This is a genomic window from Nocardioides xinjiangensis, assembly GCF_017916385.1.
Classification (GTDB): Bacteria; Actinomycetota; Actinomycetes; order Propionibacteriales; family Nocardioidaceae; genus Nocardioides; species Nocardioides xinjiangensis.
The window spans coordinates 65,776-83,430 of the sequence record NZ_JAFMSW010000001.1 but is presented as its reverse complement, the minus strand read 5'-3'; the positions used below and the strand labels follow the sequence as shown (position 1 = coordinate 83,430).

Annotated in this window: 17 protein-coding genes; 9 read left to right on the top strand and 8 right to left on the bottom strand. The window is 74.0% G+C overall.

Annotation, left to right across the window (positions count from 1 at the left end; all coding sequences use genetic code 11):
- The first annotated feature begins 89 nt into the window (after nucleotides 1-89).
- On the top strand, nucleotides 90-860 hold the full coding sequence (locus tag J3P32_RS00435) for an SDR family oxidoreductase (RefSeq protein ID WP_210437584.1): 771 nt from the start codon (nucleotides 90-92) through the stop codon (nucleotides 858-860).
- Here J3P32_RS00435 and J3P32_RS00430 read toward each other — a convergent pair.
- Complete coding sequence (locus tag J3P32_RS00430) at nucleotides 804-1,730, bottom strand: SURF1 family cytochrome oxidase biogenesis protein (protein ID WP_210437577.1); 927 nt, start codon at nucleotides 1,728-1,730, stop codon at nucleotides 804-806. The genes J3P32_RS00435 and J3P32_RS00430 overlap by 57 nt on opposite strands.
- A gap of 68 nt (nucleotides 1,731-1,798) precedes the next feature.
- Between J3P32_RS00430 and moaA the strand changes: the two genes are divergently transcribed.
- On the top strand, nucleotides 1,799-2,788 hold the full coding sequence (gene moaA / locus J3P32_RS00425) for a GTP 3',8-cyclase MoaA (protein WP_210437575.1): 990 nt from the start codon (nucleotides 1,799-1,801) through the stop codon (nucleotides 2,786-2,788).
- Between the two features lie 62 nt (nucleotides 2,789-2,850).
- Here moaA and malQ read toward each other — a convergent pair whose 3' ends face one another.
- From malQ to J3P32_RS00410, 3 genes are all read right to left on the bottom strand, one after another.
- On the bottom strand, nucleotides 2,851-4,704 hold the full coding sequence (malQ, locus tag J3P32_RS00420) for a 4-alpha-glucanotransferase (RefSeq protein ID WP_210437573.1): 1,854 nt from the start codon (nucleotides 4,702-4,704) through the stop codon (nucleotides 2,851-2,853).
- A gap of 66 nt (nucleotides 4,705-4,770) precedes the next feature.
- Entirely contained in the window at nucleotides 4,771-4,974 is a 204-nt protein-coding gene (locus J3P32_RS00415) for an acetone carboxylase (protein ID WP_210437572.1), read from the bottom strand.
- A 186-nt stretch (nucleotides 4,975-5,160) separates the two neighbouring features.
- The gene (locus tag J3P32_RS00410; protein WP_307807615.1) at nucleotides 5,161-5,451 is read right to left on the bottom strand and encodes a DUF3099 domain-containing protein; all 291 of its coding nucleotides are present in this window, start codon (nucleotides 5,449-5,451) and stop codon (nucleotides 5,161-5,163) included.
- A gap of 87 nt (nucleotides 5,452-5,538) precedes the next feature.
- Between J3P32_RS00410 and J3P32_RS00405 the strand changes: the two genes are divergently transcribed.
- From J3P32_RS00405 to J3P32_RS00390, 4 genes are read left to right on the top strand one after another with little or no spacing between them, the layout of a single operon-like run.
- Complete coding sequence (locus tag J3P32_RS00405; RefSeq protein WP_210437571.1) at nucleotides 5,539-5,751, top strand: dodecin; 213 nt, start codon at nucleotides 5,539-5,541, stop codon at nucleotides 5,749-5,751.
- Nucleotides 5,752-5,791: 40 nt separating this feature from the next.
- On the top strand, nucleotides 5,792-6,529 hold the full coding sequence (gene fabG / locus J3P32_RS00400) for a 3-oxoacyl-[acyl-carrier-protein] reductase (RefSeq protein WP_210437570.1): 738 nt from the start codon (nucleotides 5,792-5,794) through the stop codon (nucleotides 6,527-6,529).
- Nucleotides 6,530-6,564: 35 nt separating this feature from the next.
- Entirely contained in the window at nucleotides 6,565-7,335 is a 771-nt protein-coding gene (fabI, locus tag J3P32_RS00395) for an enoyl-ACP reductase FabI (protein ID WP_210437569.1), read from the top strand.
- A gap of 60 nt (nucleotides 7,336-7,395) precedes the next feature.
- Nucleotides 7,396-9,090 (top strand): Mur ligase family protein, encoded by a 1,695-nt coding sequence (locus J3P32_RS00390; RefSeq protein WP_210437568.1) that lies wholly within the window; start codon nucleotides 7,396-7,398, stop codon nucleotides 9,088-9,090.
- Between the two features lie 423 nt (nucleotides 9,091-9,513).
- On the opposite strand, the gene cphA is transcribed toward J3P32_RS00390, so the two are convergent.
- Both cphA and J3P32_RS00380 read right to left on the bottom strand, forming a co-directional pair.
- A complete protein-coding gene (gene cphA / locus J3P32_RS00385; protein ID WP_210437567.1) occupies nucleotides 9,514-12,288 on the bottom strand; it encodes a cyanophycin synthetase in 2,775 nt (924 codons plus the stop codon).
- Complete coding sequence (locus tag J3P32_RS00380) at nucleotides 12,285-13,340, bottom strand: cyanophycinase (RefSeq protein ID WP_210437566.1); 1,056 nt, start codon at nucleotides 13,338-13,340, stop codon at nucleotides 12,285-12,287. The genes cphA and J3P32_RS00380 overlap by 4 nt, the downstream gene beginning before the upstream one ends.
- A gap of 66 nt (nucleotides 13,341-13,406) precedes the next feature.
- Here J3P32_RS00380 and J3P32_RS00375 point away from each other — a divergent pair, with 66 nt between their 5' ends.
- Nucleotides 13,407-13,928: a SixA phosphatase family protein gene (locus J3P32_RS00375; RefSeq protein WP_210437565.1), complete on the top strand. Its 522-nt coding sequence runs from the start codon at nucleotides 13,407-13,409 to the stop codon at nucleotides 13,926-13,928.
- Nucleotides 13,925-14,767: a putative protein N(5)-glutamine methyltransferase gene (locus tag J3P32_RS00370; protein ID WP_210437564.1), complete on the top strand. Its 843-nt coding sequence runs from the start codon at nucleotides 13,925-13,927 to the stop codon at nucleotides 14,765-14,767. The genes J3P32_RS00375 and J3P32_RS00370 overlap by 4 nt, the downstream gene beginning before the upstream one ends.
- Here the strand turns inward: J3P32_RS00370 and serB are convergent.
- Both serB and J3P32_RS00360 read right to left on the bottom strand, forming a co-directional pair.
- Nucleotides 14,739-15,956: a phosphoserine phosphatase SerB gene (gene serB / locus J3P32_RS00365; protein WP_210437563.1), complete on the bottom strand. Its 1,218-nt coding sequence runs from the start codon at nucleotides 15,954-15,956 to the stop codon at nucleotides 14,739-14,741. The genes J3P32_RS00370 and serB overlap by 29 nt on opposite strands.
- 65 nt (nucleotides 15,957-16,021) lie before the next feature.
- Nucleotides 16,022-16,744 carry a hypothetical protein gene (locus tag J3P32_RS00360; protein ID WP_210437562.1) on the bottom strand — a complete coding sequence of 241 codons (723 nt, stop codon included), beginning with the start codon at nucleotides 16,742-16,744 and terminating at the stop codon, nucleotides 16,022-16,024.
- 79 nt (nucleotides 16,745-16,823) lie between these two features.
- Here J3P32_RS00360 and J3P32_RS00355 point away from each other — a divergent pair, with 79 nt between their 5' ends.
- The gene (locus J3P32_RS00355) at nucleotides 16,824-17,630 is read left to right on the top strand and encodes an ABC transporter ATP-binding protein (RefSeq protein ID WP_210437561.1); all 807 of its coding nucleotides are present in this window, start codon (nucleotides 16,824-16,826) and stop codon (nucleotides 17,628-17,630) included.
- The last annotated feature ends 25 nt before the right edge of the window (nucleotides 17,631-17,655 follow it).

The following is a 17,655-nucleotide window of genomic DNA, read 5'->3' as shown; positions in this document are numbered from 1 at the left end:
CGTATGACGCTGGCCGGGCCGGGGCGGGGGGCGTCCGGCCGCCCCGGCACCCGCACAGCGACCCCGCCGACCCCGGCTAGGCTCGCGACATGGACCTCCAGCTCACCGATCGCGTCTACCTCGTCACCGGCGGAGCCCGGGGGCTCGGGCGGGCGAGCGCCGACGTGCTGGTCGCCGAGGGCGCGCGTGTCGTCCTGTCCGGCCGCTCCCGCGAGACGCTCGAGCAGGCGGCCGCCACGCTCGACGAGGCGGCCGGCCGTCACGCCGCCGTCACGGTGGTCGCCGACAACGCCGACCGCGAGACCCCGGCCCGCCTGCTCGCCGCGGCCGACGACGCCTGGGGGCGCGTCGACGGCGCGCTCATCAGCGTCGGCGGTCCGCCCAAGGGCCCGGTCGGCACGATCACCGACGAGCAGTGGACCAGTGCGTTCGAGTCGGTGTTCCTCGGTGCCGTACGCCTCGCGCGCGAGGTCGGCGCCGCCCTCCCGTCGGGCGGCTCCCTCGGGCTCGTGCTCTCGTCGAGCGTCCGCGCGCCGCTGCCCGACATGGCGATCTCCAACGGGCTGCGCCCGGGCCTGGCGATGGTCGCCAAGACCCTGGCCGACGAGCTCGGCCCGCGCGGGGTGCGCGTCAACGGGCTGCTGCCCGGCCGCCTCGCCACCGAGCGGGTCGCCGAGCTCGACGCCTCGACGGGCGACCCGGAGGCGGCACGGCGCGCAGCCGAGGCCACGATCCCGCTGGGCCGCTACGGGGAGCCGGAGGAGTTCGGCGCGGTCGCGGCGTTCCTGCTCTCGCCGGCCGCGTCATTCCTGACGGGCGTGATGCTCCCGGTCGACGGGGGACTGCTCCGCGCGCTCTGACGGGGGCGCGTCGTCCTCGTCCGCGCCCCGGTCCAGCCGGTCGCGCCAGGTGCGGCGCGGCTTCGCGGCCGCCGTACGCGCCGGCGGACCCGCAGGGCCGCCGGCGGGTCGGCCCCCGGCGGCGTCCTGGCGGCCCCACGGACCGCGGCCGCCGCGCCACTCGTCGTAGATGAGGTAGAGGAAGCCGAAGATTGCGAGCACCCCGAAGAACCACCACTGCAGCCCGTAGAAGAAGTGGGGGCCGTTGTCGAGCTCGGGCAGCTCCACCGGCTGCAGCGCCGTCTTGGGCGCTGGCGACTCCGAGCGCAGGTCGAGCCAGCCGCCCAGCACCGGGCGGTCCAGCGCCTCACCGATCTGCTCGCTGTCGACCGCACGGGTGGACTGGTCGGTGACCTGCGTGCTGTCGCCCTCGGCGTCGCGGCGCACCCACCCCGTGATCGTCACCTCGCCCTCGGGCGGCGCCGGGACGTCCGCCGTGGTGGCGCCGCGGTTGTCGGTGGCGTACCAGCCGCGGTCGACCAGCACGCTCGTGCCGCCGGGCAGCTCGAGCGGGACGACGACGTCGACACCGGCCTCGCCGTCGCGGGTGCGGTAGCGCACGATGACCGTGTCCTCGACCGCGTAGGTCCCGCGGGCCTCGACGATCCGCCACTCGTCCGAGGCGTCGACGTCGCGGCCCGGAGCCATCACCTCGGTGACGGGGGCGGCACCGGCCTTCTCGTTCCGCTCGATGATCGCGTTGCGCTTCTGGCGGTCCTCGAGCCGGTGGAACTGCCACTCGCCGAGCCGCCAGGCGACCCAGGCGAGGAAGACGACGACGAGTGCGAAGACGATCCAGCGGCGCGAGAGCAGGAACCGCAGCTTGGGCACCCACCGAGGCTATCCGGCGCGTCCTCGGTGGCGGAGGGGGGCTCGACGGCACTCGTAGACTCGTGACCGTGACGACACTCCTGGCAGATCGCTTCGGCCGCGTGGCCACGGACCTGCGCGTCTCCCTCACCGACCGCTGCAACCTGCGGTGCAACTACTGCATGCCTGCCGAGGGCCTCGACTGGCTGCCCACCGAGCAGACCCTGACCGACGACGAGGTCGTGCGGCTCATCACCATCGGCGTCGAGCGGCTCGGGATCAGCGAGGTGCGCTTCACCGGCGGCGAGCCGCTGCTGCGCCGCGGACTGGTCGACATCGTGGCGCGGACGCACGCGCTCGGCGTCGAGACCTCCCTGACCACCAACGCCCTGGGCCTGTCCCGCACCGCGCGGGCCCTCGCCGACGCCGGGCTCGACCGGATCAACGCCAGCATCGACAGCGTCCGTCCCGAGACCTTCGCCACCATCACCCGCCGGGACCGGTTGCGCGACGTCGTCGCCGGGCTCGAGGCGGCCCGGGAGGCCGGGCTGGGGCCCATCAAGCTCAACGCGGTGCTGCTGCGCGGCACCAACGACGACCAGGCGGCCGAGCTGCTCCGCTGGAGCATCGCCCAGGGCTACGAGCTGCGCTTCATCGAGCAGATGCCGCTCGACGCCCAGCACGGGTGGAGCCGGGCGGCCATGGTGACCGCTGACGAGATCCACGCCGCGCTGTCCGCCGAGTTCACGCTCACGCCGCACGGTGCGCCGCGCGGGAGCGCTCCGGCCGAGCTCTTCGACGTCGACGGGGGACCGGCGACCGTCGGCATCATCGCGTCGGTGACGCGCCCGTTCTGCGGCGACTGCGACCGCGTGCGGCTCACCGCCGACGGCCAGGTGCGCAACTGCCTGTTCGCGCGTGAGGAGTCCGACCTGCGTACGGCGCTGCGCTCCGGCGCGAGCGACCAGGAGGTCGCCGACAGGTGGGTCGTCGCGATGCGCGGCAAGCGTGCCGGCCACGGCATCGACGACCAGTCCTTCCTCCAGCCCGACCGACCGATGTCGGCGATCGGCGGCTGACGCGCCGGCGGCCGACCGGCCGACGGGCCGGCCGCTGACCGGCCGGCGGCCGACCGGCGCGGTCAGGCGTCGCCGGCCAGCGCCTCGGTGACGGTCCGCACGAGGCGCCTCGCCGACGGCACGTCGTCGAGCGCGTCGACCGGCACGGGCAGCGGCAGGCGCCAGTTGTCGCGCTCCACCGTGCCCGGGACGTTGGGCCGGTGCTCCTCCAGCACCGCGTCCTCCAGCGACAGCGACAGCAGCAGCGACGGCGCCCGCGACAGCTCGCGGTAGGCAGCGTCGACCGCCTGCTCGGGGGTGGCGTCGGTGGGCAGACCCGAGCGCGTCAGCTTCGCCACGAGGTCGGCGCGGCCCTGGCGCACGTCCTCCTCCGGCATGCCGGTCGTGGCCAGCTGGTCCTCGGCGTCGGACCCGGTCCAGAGACCGGCCACCGTCGGGAGGTCGTGCGTGGTGACCGTCGCCAGCGCCTCCGCGGGCCACTCGGACGGATCGTCCTCCTCGAACCACAGCACCTTGTAGGACAGCAGCGCCCGGCTGGACAGGGCCTCGGGGACGCCCGGCTCGACGGTACCGAGGTCCTCGCCGACGACGACCGCCTCGGCACGGTGCGACTCGAGGGCGACGATGTCGAGCAGGTCGTCGCTGGGGTAGCGGACGTAGGCGCCCTCGGTCGCGTCGGCCCCCTCGGGGATCCACCACAGGCGGAACAGCCCCATCACGTGGTCGATCCGCAGGCCGCCCGCCCCCGCGATGGTGCCGCGCACCGACTCGATGAAGGGCTCGTACTCGGCGAGCCGCAGGCGCCACGGCACCATCGGCGGCGAGCCCCAGTCCTGGCCGAGCGTGTTGAGCGCGTCGGGCGGCGCCCCGACCGTGACGCCCTGCGCCACGCCCTCCTGCCACGCCCAGGCGTCGGCGCCTCCTCCGGAGACGCCGATCGGCAGGTCCTGCAGGACGGTCAGCCCGCCGGTGGCGGAGCGCAGCTGCACGTCCAGCTGCCACTGCAGCCAGGCGTGGAAGCCGACCTCGGTCGCGTGGGTGCGCCCGAAGCTCGCCACGTCCTCGGTGTCGGGCCGTTGGAGGACGGGTGGCCACTGGTGCCAGTCCGGTCCGTGCTCCTCGGCCAGGGCGCACCAGGTCGCGAACTCCTGCAGCCCCGGACCGCGCTGCTCGCGCCAGTCGTCGAAGTGCGGGTCGCCGCCGGCGGAGCGGAAGCGGTCGTACGCCGCCTGCAGGACGGTGCGCTTGAGCTGCCAGGCGGCGTCGCGGTCGACGAGCGGCGAGTCACCCAGCCGGCGTACGGCGTCGGGGTCGGCGTCGTCGGCGGACCAGCCCGGCACGTCCTGCACGCGCAGGTAGACCGGGTTCCGGAAGCGCCGGGTGGCCGGGAGGTAGGGACTCGGCTCGAGCGGGACCGTCGGGGCCACCGCGTGGAGCGGGTTGACCAGCAGGAAGCCGCCGCCCGCGCGCTCGGTCCACTCGCGCAGGGTGCGCAGGTCGCCGAGGTCGCCGATGCCCCAGCTCGCGGCCGAGCGCGCGCCGTAGAGCTGCACCGCCCATCCCCACGACCTCCGCGACGGGAGCCAGCAGCGGCCGGGGGACACCACGAGCAGGCGGTCGGTGCCGTCGGGGCCGTGCAGCCGGTGGTAGCCGAGCGGCATGTCGTCGGGCACGCGACCCTCGATGCGTCGCTCGGTGCCGTCCTCGCAGAGCACGCGTCCGGCGACGGGGCCGAGGTCGCGCCCGGGCCGCGTCACCAGCGGCGCCCGCTGCTCGAGGTCGTCGGGTGCCTCCCCGATGACCTCGCGCAGCCGGGCCACCGTCGCGTCGGAGACCTCCTGCGGTACGTCGTCGGCGTCGAGCCAGCGGTGCTGAATGCCCCAGGCGTCGGTCGAGTCGCGCAAGCCGTTGTCCATGCGGCCCCAGTTCCCCGCGCCCGCGGATCTACCGGTGCCGGGCCTCGCCTCCGCGGGTGGGGCGGATCACACGGCGGGGCGGTGCGGGACGACGTCCCTCAGGAACCCGCGCGAGCCGAGGAAGTCCGACAGCGACGCCCGGTGCTCATCGCACGCGAGCCACGACTTGCGGCGCTCGGGCGTGTGGATCTTGGGGTTGTTCCACTGCAGGTCCCAGGCGGCGTCGGCCTGGCAGCCCTTCGCCGAGCAGATGTCGCGGTCGGGCTCCATGGCGTCCTCCCGGAAGGCGTGCGAGCGGCGTGCGGACGAAAGAGAAGTGCCGGACAGCCACGGGGGGAAGCTGTCCGGCACTTCGGCGCCAACGCAGACGGGGGATGCTGCGTTCGCGGGGTTGATCATTCCATGGGACCGGATGAAAACCAAACTTTCGTCACCCGCACGTCGCCCGGCGTTTCCTCAGTGTTCGTCGTCACGTGCCGTCAGTTCGTGCACCCCGGCGCCGTGGGGGAGGGTGAATCCGTCGTCACGCTGGTCGTTCGCGTTGGCCATGACCACCGCGAACAGCGGGAGGAACACGGCCGCGCCGACGAGGACCCAGCGCAGGACGCCCGGTCCGACCGCGACCGCGGCGACGAAGCAGACGAGGCGGATGCTCATCGACCAGGCGTAGCGGCGCTGCCGGGATCGCATGTCCTCGGCGGCGCTGCTGCGTGCCGTGGTGATGCGTACGGCGTCGGACCTTGCCACGCCCCCCAGTCTACGTCGCTAGGCTCGGGAACCCACGCCGCGGACCGCTCGGCCGGTCCACGGACCGCCGCCCGAGCAGGAGGACACATGACCAACCGCACCTACCGCGTCACCGAGATCGTCGGGACCTCGCCGGACGGCATCGACCAGGCGATCCGCAACGGCATCGAGCGCGCCGGTCGCACGCTGCGCCACATCGACTGGTTCGAGGTCACCCAGGTCCGCGGGCAGGCCAAGGACGGCGTGGTCGAGCACTTCCAGGTCGGCATGAAGGTCGGCTTCCGCCTCGAGGACGAGTAGGTTTCGCCTCTACCGCCCGGTAATCACTAGCGTCGGGAACGTGAGCGACACTCCCGCAGCCAGCGCCCCGTCCGAGCCCCGTTCGGTCCTGGTGACCGGCGGCAACCGCGGCATCGGCCGCGCCATCGCCGAGGCCTTCATCGCCCAGGGCGACAAGGTCGCGGTGACCACGCGCAACGGTGGCGCTCCCGAGGGTGCGCTCGACGTGCGCTGCGACGTGACCGACCCGGAGGCCGTCGAGGCGGCGTTCGCGCAGGTGGAGCAGGCCCACGGGCCGGTCGAGGTGCTGGTCGCCAACGCCGGCATCACCAAGGACACCCTGCTGCTCCGGATGAGCGAGGACGACTGGTCCTCGGTCATCGACACCAACCTGACCGGCACGTTCCGGCTCGCCAAGCGCGCCGCCAAGGGCATGCTGCGCATGCGCCGCGGCCGGATCATCCTGATCTCGTCGGTCGTCGGCCTGCTCGGCTCGGCCGGCCAGGTCAACTACGCCGCGTCCAAGGCCGGCCTCGTGGGCATGGCCCGCTCGCTGGCACGCGAGCTCGGCAGCCGGTCGATCACCACGAACGTCGTCGCGCCCGGCTTCGTCGAGACCGACATGACCGAGGTGCTGAGCGACGACCAGAAGGCCTCGATCAGGGCGCAGGTGCCGCTGGGGCGCTACGCCTCGACGGCCGAGGTCGCCTCGGCCGTCACCTGGCTGGCCTCCGACGGCGCGGCGTACGTCACCGGGGCCGTGATCCCGGTCGACGGCGGCCTCGGCATGGGCCACTGACCCCTCCACGCCAGACACGAAAGGTCGACAACGACATGGGAATCCTCGACGGCAAGCGCATCCTCGTCGCCGGCGTCACGATGGACAGCTCGATCGGCTTCGCGACCGCCAGGGTCGCGCAGGAGCAGGGCGCCACGGTGCTGATCTCCAACTTCGGCCGGGCGCTCGGCATCACCAGGCGGATCGCGAAGCGGCTGCCGCAGGAGCCGCCGGTGCTCGAGCTCGACGTCACCGACGAGGCCCACCTCGCCGGCCTCGCCGACCAGGTGCGCGAGCACGTCGACGGGCTCGACGGCGTCGTCCACTCCATCGCGTACGGCAACCCGGAGACGCTGCTGGGCGGCAAGTTCATGGACGGCCCGTGGGACGACGTGGCCCAGGCCGTGCAGGTCTCGGCGTACTCGTTGAAGTCGCTCGCCGTCGCGACGAGGCCGCTGCTGTCGCCCGGCTCGTCCATCGTCGGCCTGACCTTCGACGCGACGACCGCGTGGCCGGCGTACGACTGGATGGGCGTCGCGAAGGCTGCGCTGGAGAACACCTCGCGCTACCTCGCGCGCGACCTCGGGCCCGAGGGCATCCGCTGCAACCTCGTGTCGGCGGGCCCGCTGAAGACGCTCGCCGCGAAGGCGATCCCGGGGTTCGAGGCCCTCGAGTCGTCGTGGAAGGACCGTGCCCCGCTGGGCTGGGACGAGTCCGACCACGAGCCGACCGCCCGCGGCGTGTGCGCGCTGCTGAGCGACTTCTTCCCGGCCACCACCGGCGAGATCGTCCACGTCGACGGCGGCTTCCACGCGATGGGCCTGTGACCAGCGACGCCGGTGCGCGGGCTGGTGCCCCCGGAGGCGGTGCCGGGTAGTTTTCGCCCGGTGACCTCACTCGTCGAGCTGCGCGTCCTCGAAGGCCCGAACCTCTACTTCCCGCGCGCCGCGGTGAAGCTGACCCTCGACGTCTCGACGATCACCGGGGCCGAGGACGAGGCGGTGCTGCGGTTCGCCCGCCGCATCGGGCTGCGCACCACGCGCCCCGGCGCGCCTGGGTCCGGCTTCCGCCAGCGCTTCGCCCTGCGGGCGGTCGAGCGGCTGGTCCGCGCGATCGCCCTCGAGGCGGGCACCCGCCGGCTCGCGGTGCGGGTGCGTCCGACGGCGGCCCCCGACGTGGTCGTCGTCGCGTTCCCTTGGCGCCGCCGCGGCCGGGCCCGGGCGCTGGGCGAGGCGGTGGCCCACGCCCTGGACGCGCTGCCCGCCCCGGACGTGGAGGCCGCTGTCACCGCCGCTGCCCGCGAGGTCGCCGCCGCCCCGCCCGGCCCGCCGCCGACCACGGTCACGCCGACGATCCCGGTCGTCGCGGTCACCGGCACCAACGGGAAGACCACGACCAGCCGGATGGTCGCCCACATCGCCCGCACCAGCGGGCTCGTCGTGGGCTGGTCGAACACCGACGGCATCTACCGCGACGGGGTGCTGGTCGAGGCCGGCGACTACTCGGGTCCGTCCGGTGCCGGGCGGGCACTGGGCCTGGAGGGCGTCGAGCTCGCGGTCACCGAGACCGCTCGCGGCGGGATCCTCCTCAAGGGGATCGGCGTCACCCGCAACGACGTGTCGGTGGTGACCAACGTGACCGCCGACCACCTCGGCCTGCAGGGCATCGACACCGTCGACCAGCTCGCCGAGGTGAAGTCCGTCGTCCCGCGGATCACCCGCAAGGACGGCTGGGCGGTGCTCAACGGCGACGACCCGCGCGTGCTGGCCATGCGCGCGGTGATCGCCGCGCAGCCGTGGGTCTTCAGCCGCGACCCCGACTCGCCGGCGGTGCGCGAGGTGCTCGGCCACGGCGGCCGCGCCAGCACGGTCATCGACGGGTGGATAACGGTGCTCGCGCCCGGTGCGGACCCCGACCCCCTGGTCGAGCTGGTCGACGTGCCGATGACCCTGGCCGGTCTCTCGCGCTTCAACATCGAGAACGCGCTCGCCGCCGCGTCGGCGGCCCTGGCGGTCGGGCTGGCCCGCGAGCACGTGGTGGCCGGCCTGACGTCCTTCCGGCCCGATGCCGAGCACAACCCCGGCCGGATGAACTTCTTCTCCCTCCCCGGCGGCGTCTCCGTGGTGATGGACCTCGCCCACAACGAGGCGGGGCTCGAGGCGCTGCTGGAGGTCATGGCCGGCGTACGCCGTCCCGGTGCCCGCCTGCTGCTCGGCCTCGGCGCGGTGGGGGACCGCACCGACGAGCTCATCGAGGCGCTCGGCGAGATCGGCGCGAAGAGCAGCGACGTGGTCGCGATCGGCCACAAGGAGTGGTACCTGCGGGGACGGACCATGGACGAGCTCGACGCCCTGTTGCGCGCCGGCGCCGCCCGCGTCGGCGTCACCGACATCGACACCTTCCGGACCGAGGTGGAGTGCCTCGCCGCCCTGGTGGGGCGCGCCGAGCCGGGCGACGTCGTCGGGCTGATGTGCCACGCCGAGCGGCAGGAGGCCTACGACTGGATCGCCGCGCACGGCGGCACGCCCGACTCGCCCGAGACCCTGTCGGGGAAGGTGCGGGCCGCGTCAGCGCAGCCCTGAGCGGCGCCGAGCGGTGGGTGAGGCAGGTTTCGGGGGCTCAGAACGTGTCTCACGCACCGGCCCGCGGCGGGAGCGGTGGGTGAGGCATGTTCCGGGGGCTCAGAACCTGTCTCACGCACCGGCCCGCGGCGGCGGCGGTGAGTGAGGCATGTTCCGGGGGCTCAGAACCTGCCTCACGCACCGGCCCGCGGCGGCAGCGGTGAGTGAGGCATGTTCCGGGGGCTCAGAACCTGTTCCACGCACCGCCCGCGGCGGCAGCGGTGGGTGAGGCATGTTTCGGGGGCTCAGAGCCTGTTCCACGCACCGCCCGCGGCGGCGGCGGTGGGTGAGGCATGTTCCGGGGGCTCAGAACCTGCCTCACGCACCGCCCGCGGCGGCAGGCGGCGTGCCGTCCACGCACCGCCCGCGGCGCCAGGCGGCGGCTCAGACGCCGGCGGTCGAGGGCGTGTAGTCGGGGTCCGCCGACGGGGCGTCGGGATTGCTCACCGATCCCGCCTGCGCGACGTCGGACCAGTTCTCCAGCTCCGCCATGACCTCGGCGTGCTTGTCGACGCAGACCACGACGAGGTCGCCGCGGTTGGCCCGGCTCATGGCGTGGCGCACCGCCTCGATCTCCTCCAGCACCAGCTCCGCCTGCTTGCAGCGGGCACCCTCGGCCATCGCGGCACGCACGCCGTCCATCACGAGCTCCGCCGTCGCACCGCGCTCGCGGCCGCGCAGCGCCACGTCCTCGCGCACGATGCACACGTCGAAGTGCTGCGCGGCGATCCGGCCGAGCTCGCGCATGTCCTCGTCGCGGCGGTCGCCGGCGGTGGCGATGATGCCGATGCGCGACGGCCGGGCGAGGTCGTGCGAGGACTCGAGCGACTCCCCGACCCGGTCGACGAAGTCGCCGAGCATCCGCATGCCCGGTGCGTTGTGGCAGTAGTCGACGATGACGTTGACCCCGTTGACGTCGACCTCGTTGAGGCGCCCGGGGGAGAGGTAGTAGTTCGTCGAGAACGTGCGCAGGCCCTGCCGGATGTCGTGCAGCGGCGCGCCGGCCGCGAACGCCGCGGCCGCCGCGGCCAGCGCGTTCTGGACGTTCATGCGGGCCCGGCCGTTGAAGGTCGCCGGCAGCAGGTGGGTCCACGCCAGCTGCATCGCGCGGCGGCCGTGCAGGACGACCATCATCTCGCCGCGGTCGCTGGGGTCGAGGACGATCGCCTTCCCGCCGCGGCGGCAGTGGGCGTCGATCATCTCGCGCGCCTCGCTGCCGGGCTCGGCCATCGAGAACCACACGACCTGCCCGGAGCACTTGCGCCGCATCTCCCGCACGAGCGGGTCGTCGGCGTTGAGGACGGCGTGGCCGTCGCGCGGCACCGCCTCGACGATCACCGCCTTCACGTCGGCGAGCTGCTCCACGGTGTCGATGCCGCGGAGGCCGAGGTGGTCGGGCTGCACGTTGAGCACGACGGCGACGTCGTTGCGCTCGTAGCCGAGGCCCTCGCGCAGGATCCCGCCGCGCGCCACCTCGAAGACGGCGAAGTCCACGCGCGGGTTCTGCAGGACCATCCGGGCCGAGCGGGGCCCCGACGCGTCGGCGCGGATGAGCAGCCGCTCGTCGATCACGACGCCGTCCGTGGAGGTCATGCCGACCTTGCGGCCCATGCCCTTGAAGATGTGGCTGATCATCCGGCTCGTCGTCGTCTTGCCGTTGGTGCCGGTGACCGCGACGATCGGGATCCGCGACGTCGCGCCCGGCGGGAAGAGCATGTCGACCACCGGCTTGGCGATGAACTGCGGCTCCCCGATGGTGGGGTGCGTGTGCATCCGGAAGCCGGGGGCGGCGTTGACCTCGCAGATCGCGCCGCCGGTCTCGCGCACCGGCTGGGTGATGTCGGGGCAGATGAAGTCGATGCCCGCGATGTCGAGGCCGACCATCTGCGCCGCCTCCTCCGCGATCTCGACGTTCTCGGGGTGGGCCTCGAACGTGCGGTCGATGGAGATGCCGCCGGTGGACATGTTGCCGGTCAGCGCGAGCTTGATCATCTCGCCCTCGGCCGGCACCGAGTCGAGCGTGTGGCCCTGGTCGGCGAGCACCTCCACGGCCGCCTCGTCGACCTTGATGCGGGTCAGGACCTTCTCGTGGCCGACCCCGCGACGCGGGTCGGCGTTGGTGAGGTCCACGAGCTCCTGCACGGTCGACGTGCCGTCACCGGTGACCGACGCGGGGACGCGCTCGGCGATGGCGACCATCCGGCCGTCGATGATCAGGCACCGGTAGTCCTTGCCCGTCACGAAGGACTCGACGATGACGTTGCCGCGGCGCGACTGCCCGTGCGCGACCGGGAAGGCAGCGCGTACGTCGGCCTCGTCCTGCAGGTCGAGGCACACGCCGCGGCCGTGGTTGCCGTCGAGCGGCTTGAGCACGACCGGGTAGCCGATGCGGCGGGCGGCGGCCACCGCGCCGTCCTCCGTGCGGACCGACTCCTGCTTGGGCACCGGCAGACCGGCCGCGCCGAGCAGCGTGGTGGTGAGGTCCTTGTCGGAGGCGATGTCGACGGCGATCGAGGACGTCTCGGACGTCATCGTCGCCCGGATCCGCCTGGCGTGGACGCCCTGGCCGAGCTGGACGAGGGAGTACTGGTTCAGGCGGATCCAGGGGATGTCGCGGGAGACGGCCTCGTCGACGATCGCCTGCGTCGAGGGGCCGAACGCGGTCCGCTCGGCCCGGCGGATGAAGTCGTCGCGCTCGGTCTCCCAGTCGAAGTCGGGGTCGCCCTCCACGAGGTGGTTGACCAGGCGCACGGCGAGACGGCCGGCGGTCAGGCCGACGTTCTCCTCGATGTAGCCGTAGACGATGTTGTAGCGCCCCGGGACGCCCGCGACCTGACGGGTCTTGCCGCGGCGGATGTCGTGGCCGACCAGCTGCTGCAGCGCCAGCGCGACGTGCTCGGCGACGTGGCCGAGCCACGTCCCCTCGTGGAGCCGCTCCAGGAAGCCGCCGCGGCGCCCCCGCGAGCAGGAGTGCTCCCGCAGGCCGGGCAGCATCGCGACGAGAGCGTCGGTGAAGCCGGGGAGGGTGCTGGTGGGGAACTGCTCGAGCGACCCGAGGTCGACCACGAGGTGGATCGACTTGTCGTAGGACCACACGTTGGGACCGCGGTAGACCCGCGTCTCGACGATCTCCAGGTCCGGCGTGGGGCGCTCGCTCATGCAGGATCTCCTTCGGTGGGCTCGGTGGGCTCGGTGGGCTCGGTGGGCTCGGTGGGCTCGGTGGGCTCGGTCGGCTGGCTGGGCTCGGTGGGTCGGGTGGCCACGGGCGCGGTCCGCGGGCGCCGCATCCGGAGGCGACGCCGGATGGCGGCCGGCGCGGCGTCGGCGGCGGCGATGTCGCGCGCCAGCTGGCGCAGGTCGCGGCTGGCCTCGGCGAGCTCTTCGGCGTCCTCCGGGTCCACGACCGCGTCCTGCGGCACGAGCGAGCGTGTCGAGAGGTTGAACACCGTCCCCTCGGGCAGCGTGTGGAAGACGATGCCGCTGGCCAGCAGCGGCGCGGACCGCTTCGCCTCGTGGGCGTTGGAGACCATGCGGGAGCCGTCGAAGACGGTGACGGCCCCTCGGCCCAGCACCCGCATCACCCTCTCCCCGTCGACGTCCTCCACGAGACCGCAGGTGTCCTCGTCGACGCCGATGCCCAGCAGCTGCGGGCTCTGCGCGACGATCATCAGCAGCCGGCCGTAGCGGTTGCGCTGGTCGAAGTGCTGGTCGATCACGGCAGCGTCGACCAGCCCGAGCCCCGCCGCCACCTGGGTCATCCGTTGTTTCGGCGTCGACCCGCCGACGCCGAAGGCGACCATGTGCGAGGACTGGATGCTCGCGCCCGCGGACGTGCCGGCGACCACCGCGCCGCGCTCGTGGGCGCGCAGGATCGCCTCACCGACGGGCGTGCCGCACACGATCGACGACAGCTTGAGCTGGTTGCCACCGGTCATGAACACCCCGGTGGCCTTGTCGAGGACCTCCACCAGGGACGCGTCGTGGGCCTCCTCGCGCGACTCGGGGCGTACGGCGTCGACGCGGGCCGCCCCGAACTTGCTGAACAGCGCGTCGTAGACCTCGACGACCTCGCGACCCAGCGAGGACGCGGTGGGGACCACGGCGATGCGGGCGTCCGGGCCCCCGCTGAGGGCCACGAAGTGCTCGAGGATGGTCGGCTTGCGGACCTTGTCCTCGGCGCCACCGATGATCATGAGTGGACCCTTGGGCATGACAGGCAGGCTAGCGGCTGCAAAGGTGCGGGGATGCAGGAGCCGCGAGCGGGGTAGGGGAGCGACGTGACGGGCGAGGACGTACGACGGCTGGTGCTGGTGCGCCATGCCACGGCCGCGGCCATGGCGCCCTCCGACCACGCCCGGACCCTGACGTCGCAGGGGCGCGCGGACGCCGCGGAGGCCGGACGCTGGCTGCACGACCGGGGCGTACGTCCCGACGCCGCGCTGGTCTCCGACGCGACGCGGGCCGTGCAGACCTGGGAGCAGGTCGCCGCCGGCGCCGGCTGGAGCTGTCCGGCCGAGCACTCCGCCGGCCTCTACGCCGCCGGTGCCGACTCGGCGTTCGACCTGCTCCGCGACACCGACGCCGGGGTCGGGTGCCTCGTCGTGGTCGGCCACAACCCGACGATGGCGACGCTCGCCGAGCTGGTCGACGACGGCGAGGGCGACGCCGGCGCGACGACCAGCATGCTGACCCGCGGCTTCCCGCCCGCCGCCCTGGCGGTGTTCTCGGTGGCCGTCCCGTGGAGCGGCCTCGGTCCGGGCACCGGTCGGCTCGAGGCCTTTTACGTCGGGGCCGGATGAGCGCTCGGCACGGGCCGGTCGAGGTGGCAGGGCTGCTGCGCGCGGCCGGGTGCGTGTGGGCCGAGGAGGAGGCGGCGCTGCTGACGGGCGCGGCCGGGTCGCCGGCGCAGCTCGACGACCTGGTGGCGCGCCGGGTCGCGGGTGAGCCCCTCGAGCTGGTGCTCGGCTGGGTGGAGTTCCTCGGGCGCCGGCTCGTGGTGGCGCCGGGGGTCTTCGTGCCGCGCCGCCGCACGGAGCTGCTCGCCCGCACGACCCTCGCCGAGGTGGCAGCACGGGCCGCACCCCGCGGCGGTGGGGCGCTCGTGGTGGTGGAGATGTGCAGCGGGGTCGCGCCGGTCGCAGCCTGCCTCGAGACCGACGTCGGGGCCCGCGTCGGGGCCCGCGTCGGGGCCGGCACGGAGGTGCACGCCGCCGACCTGAGCCGCGCCGCTCTCGCGTGCGCCCGGCAGAACGCGCCCGGGGCCGCGCTGCACCTGGGCGACCTCTACGACGCCCTGCCGCGCGACCTGGCGGGGCGCATCGACGTCGTCGCGGCCAACGCGCCCTACGTGCCGAGCGACGCCGTCGCCCGGATGCCCCCGGAGGCCCGCGACCACGAGCCGCGCGAGGCGCTGGACGGCGGTCCCGACGGCGTCGACGTGCACCGGCGGCTGGCTGCGGGCGCACCCGCGTGGCTCGCGCCGGATGGGGTGCTCCTCATCGAGACCAGTCCTGCCCAGGCCGCCCTGACGACCGCTGCCATGGAGCGCGCGGGCCTGGCCGCCCACGTCGTCGTGGACGAGGAGATCGGCGGCTGCGTCGCGGTCGGGGTCAGCCCAGGAGGGGCGGAGCGGGGGTGACGATGCCGACCGCGGCGTCGGCGTCCTCGATCTGCTCCCGCGAGATGCCGAGGAGGTAGAGGATCGCGTCGAGGTAGGGGACGTTGACGGACGTGTCGGCGGCGTCGCGGACCATGGGCTTGGCGTTGTAGGCGATGCCCAGCCCTGCGGCGTTGAGCATGTCCAGGTCGTTCGCGCCGTCACCGATGGCGATCACCGCGTCGAGCGGGACGCCGACCTCGCGGGCGAACTCGCGCAGCGCCGCCGCCTTGCCGGCGCGGTCGACGACGTCGCCCACGATGCGCCCCGTCAGGCGGCCGTCGACGATCTCGAGCTCGTTGGCCCGTGCGAAGTGGATGCCGAGGTCGGCAGCGAGGCGGTCGGTGACCTGGGTGAAGCCCCCCGAGACGATCGCGAAGCGGTAGCCGAGGCGACGCAGGGTGCGCACCATGGTGCGCGCTCCGGGGGCCAGCACGATGGAGTCGTACACCTCGTCGAGCGCCGAGGCGGGCACCCCCTCGAGGAGCGCCACCCGCTCGCGCAGCGACTCCTCGAAGTCCAGCTCGCCCCGCATCGCCGCCTCGGTGACCCGCGCGACCTCGGCCTCCTGCCCGGCGTGCGCGGCCAGCATCTCGATCACCTCGCCCTGGACGAGCGTGGAGTCGACGTCCATCACGATGAGCCGGATGCCACGCCGGTGCAGCGAGTCACGTTGCACCGCGAGGTCGATGCCCTGCTTGACGGCCTCGACGGCGAGCAGCGGGCGCAGCGTGTCGGCCGGGGCGCCCGAGACGTGGAGCTCGATGGCCGTGACGGGGTAGCGCGCCATCCGCTCGATCCTGTCGATGTTGGCACCGGAGTCGGCGATGCGCCCGGCGACGGCGGCCATCGCGGACGCCTTCAGCGGGCTGCCGATGATCGTGATGTGCGACCGGTCGCCGGGGCGGCTGCGGTTGTCGCCCGCGCCGCGGTCGACCTCGACGCTCATCTCGAGCTCCGCGGCGGTGCGCTCGACGACGTCGCGCAGCTTCTTCCAGTCGCGCGGCGCGGTGACCAGGATGCCGAGCACGAGGCGGCGCCGGAGCACGATCTGCTCGATGTCGAGGACCTCGACGCCCGCGCCGGCGAGCGCGGCGAAGATCGTCGAGGTGACGCCCGGGCGGTCCTTGCCCGTGAGCGTGACGAGGAGGGTCTTCGGCTCGTCTTCCATGGTGCGACGAAGGCTAGCCTCGCGGCCCGGCAACCCGCTGCCGGGTCCGCGCCTCGAGCGGTCCGTCAGTGCTCGGGCCACACCTCGGCCGAGCACGCCGCGACGACCGCCCCACGCGCCGCCCGCCCGAGCGGCTGCAGCAGGCCGCGACGCCGCTCGATCTCGTAGGACGACAGCGCACCGCCGTCGTCGGCGAGGGCCAGGTCGACGATCGCCCAGGCCTGCAGCCCGCGGGCGGCGAGCTCCAGGCACCGGGGCGGCGTGCCGAGCGGCGCGTCGAGCTCCGGGCGGTGGTGGAGGTCCATCAACGCGTCTGCGGCCTCGGGCCGCCACCGGGCGACGTCGAGGTCGGCGAGGTCGCCGGCCGTGGACAGCAGCGTCTGCCGCAGGGACCGGTCGGCCTCCCCGACGTCCGGCAGCTGGCGGCGGGCCGCGGCGAACACCCGCCACTGGACCGTCTCGCCCTGCTCCTCCGGCACCAGGCCGAGGTCCCCGACCACCACGGCCTGGCCCGCCTCGAGGGCCGCGGCGTTGAAGTCGCGCGGCCCGCCGAGCCCGAGCAGGTCGCCGTCGACCGGCAGGGCCACCCCGGCGTGCGTCGCCCCCGTCGCGCGCGAGCGCGCCAGCAGGTCGAGCGCCGAGCCGCCGGCGAGCAGGTGGGTGTCGTCGGCGAGGACGTCGAGCACGTGGTCGGTCTGCTCGTGGCCGCGCAGCCAGGCGGTCAGCCACCACGCGAGCCGGGCCGCGTGCGGCAGGGTCGCGGCCGGGGACGCGGGAGAGGGCGACATCGCCGGCGAGGCTACCCGTCGTCCCGCCACCGCCGTGTCAGGACCGGCGCCACGGACGCGGCTGGATAGGGTGAGCGACGTGGTCGCCGTCATCGAGCTCGCCGGGGTCACGGTCCGCCGTGGCACGACGCTCCTGCTCGACGACGTCAGCTGGTTGGTCGAGGAGGACGAGCGCTGGGTGGTCCTCGGGCCCAACGGCGCCGGCAAGACGACGCTGCTGCAGGTCGCGGCCGCCCAGCTGCACCCGACGTCCGGGGTCGCCGGCATCCTCGACGAGGTGCTCGGCACCACCGACGTGTTCGAGCTGCGTCCGCGCATCGGGCTGACCAGTGCCGCGCTCGCCGACAGGATCCCGCGCAGCGAGCTCGTCCGCGACGTCGTCGTCTCGGCGTCCTACGGTGTCGTGGGCCGCTGGCGCGAGCAGTACGCCGACCTCGACCACGACCGCGCCGCCGGCCTGCTGGCCGAGGTGGGCGCGGCCCACCTGCTGGACAGGACGTTCGGCACCCTCAGCGAGGGCGAGCGCAAGCGGGTGCAGATCGCGCGTGCGCTGATGACCGACCCCGAGCTGCTGCTGCTCGACGAGCCGGCCGCGGGCCTCGACCTCGGTGGCCGGGAGGACCTCGTGGCGACGTTGTCGCGGCTGGCCCTCGACCCGGACTCACCCGCCACGGTCCTGGTCTCCCACCACGTCGAGGAGATCCCGCCCGGGTTCACCCACGCGCTGCTGCTGCGCGAGGGCCGGGTCGTCGACGCCGGTCCCGTGGAGGACGTCGTCACGGCCGAGACGCTGTCGGAGACCTTCGGCATGCCGCTGCTGCTGAGCCGTGCCGACGACCGCTTCGCCGCACGCCGACGACCCGGCGACCGGGTCACGGGGCCCTGACGCCTGCGGGCGGTGGATCGGGCAG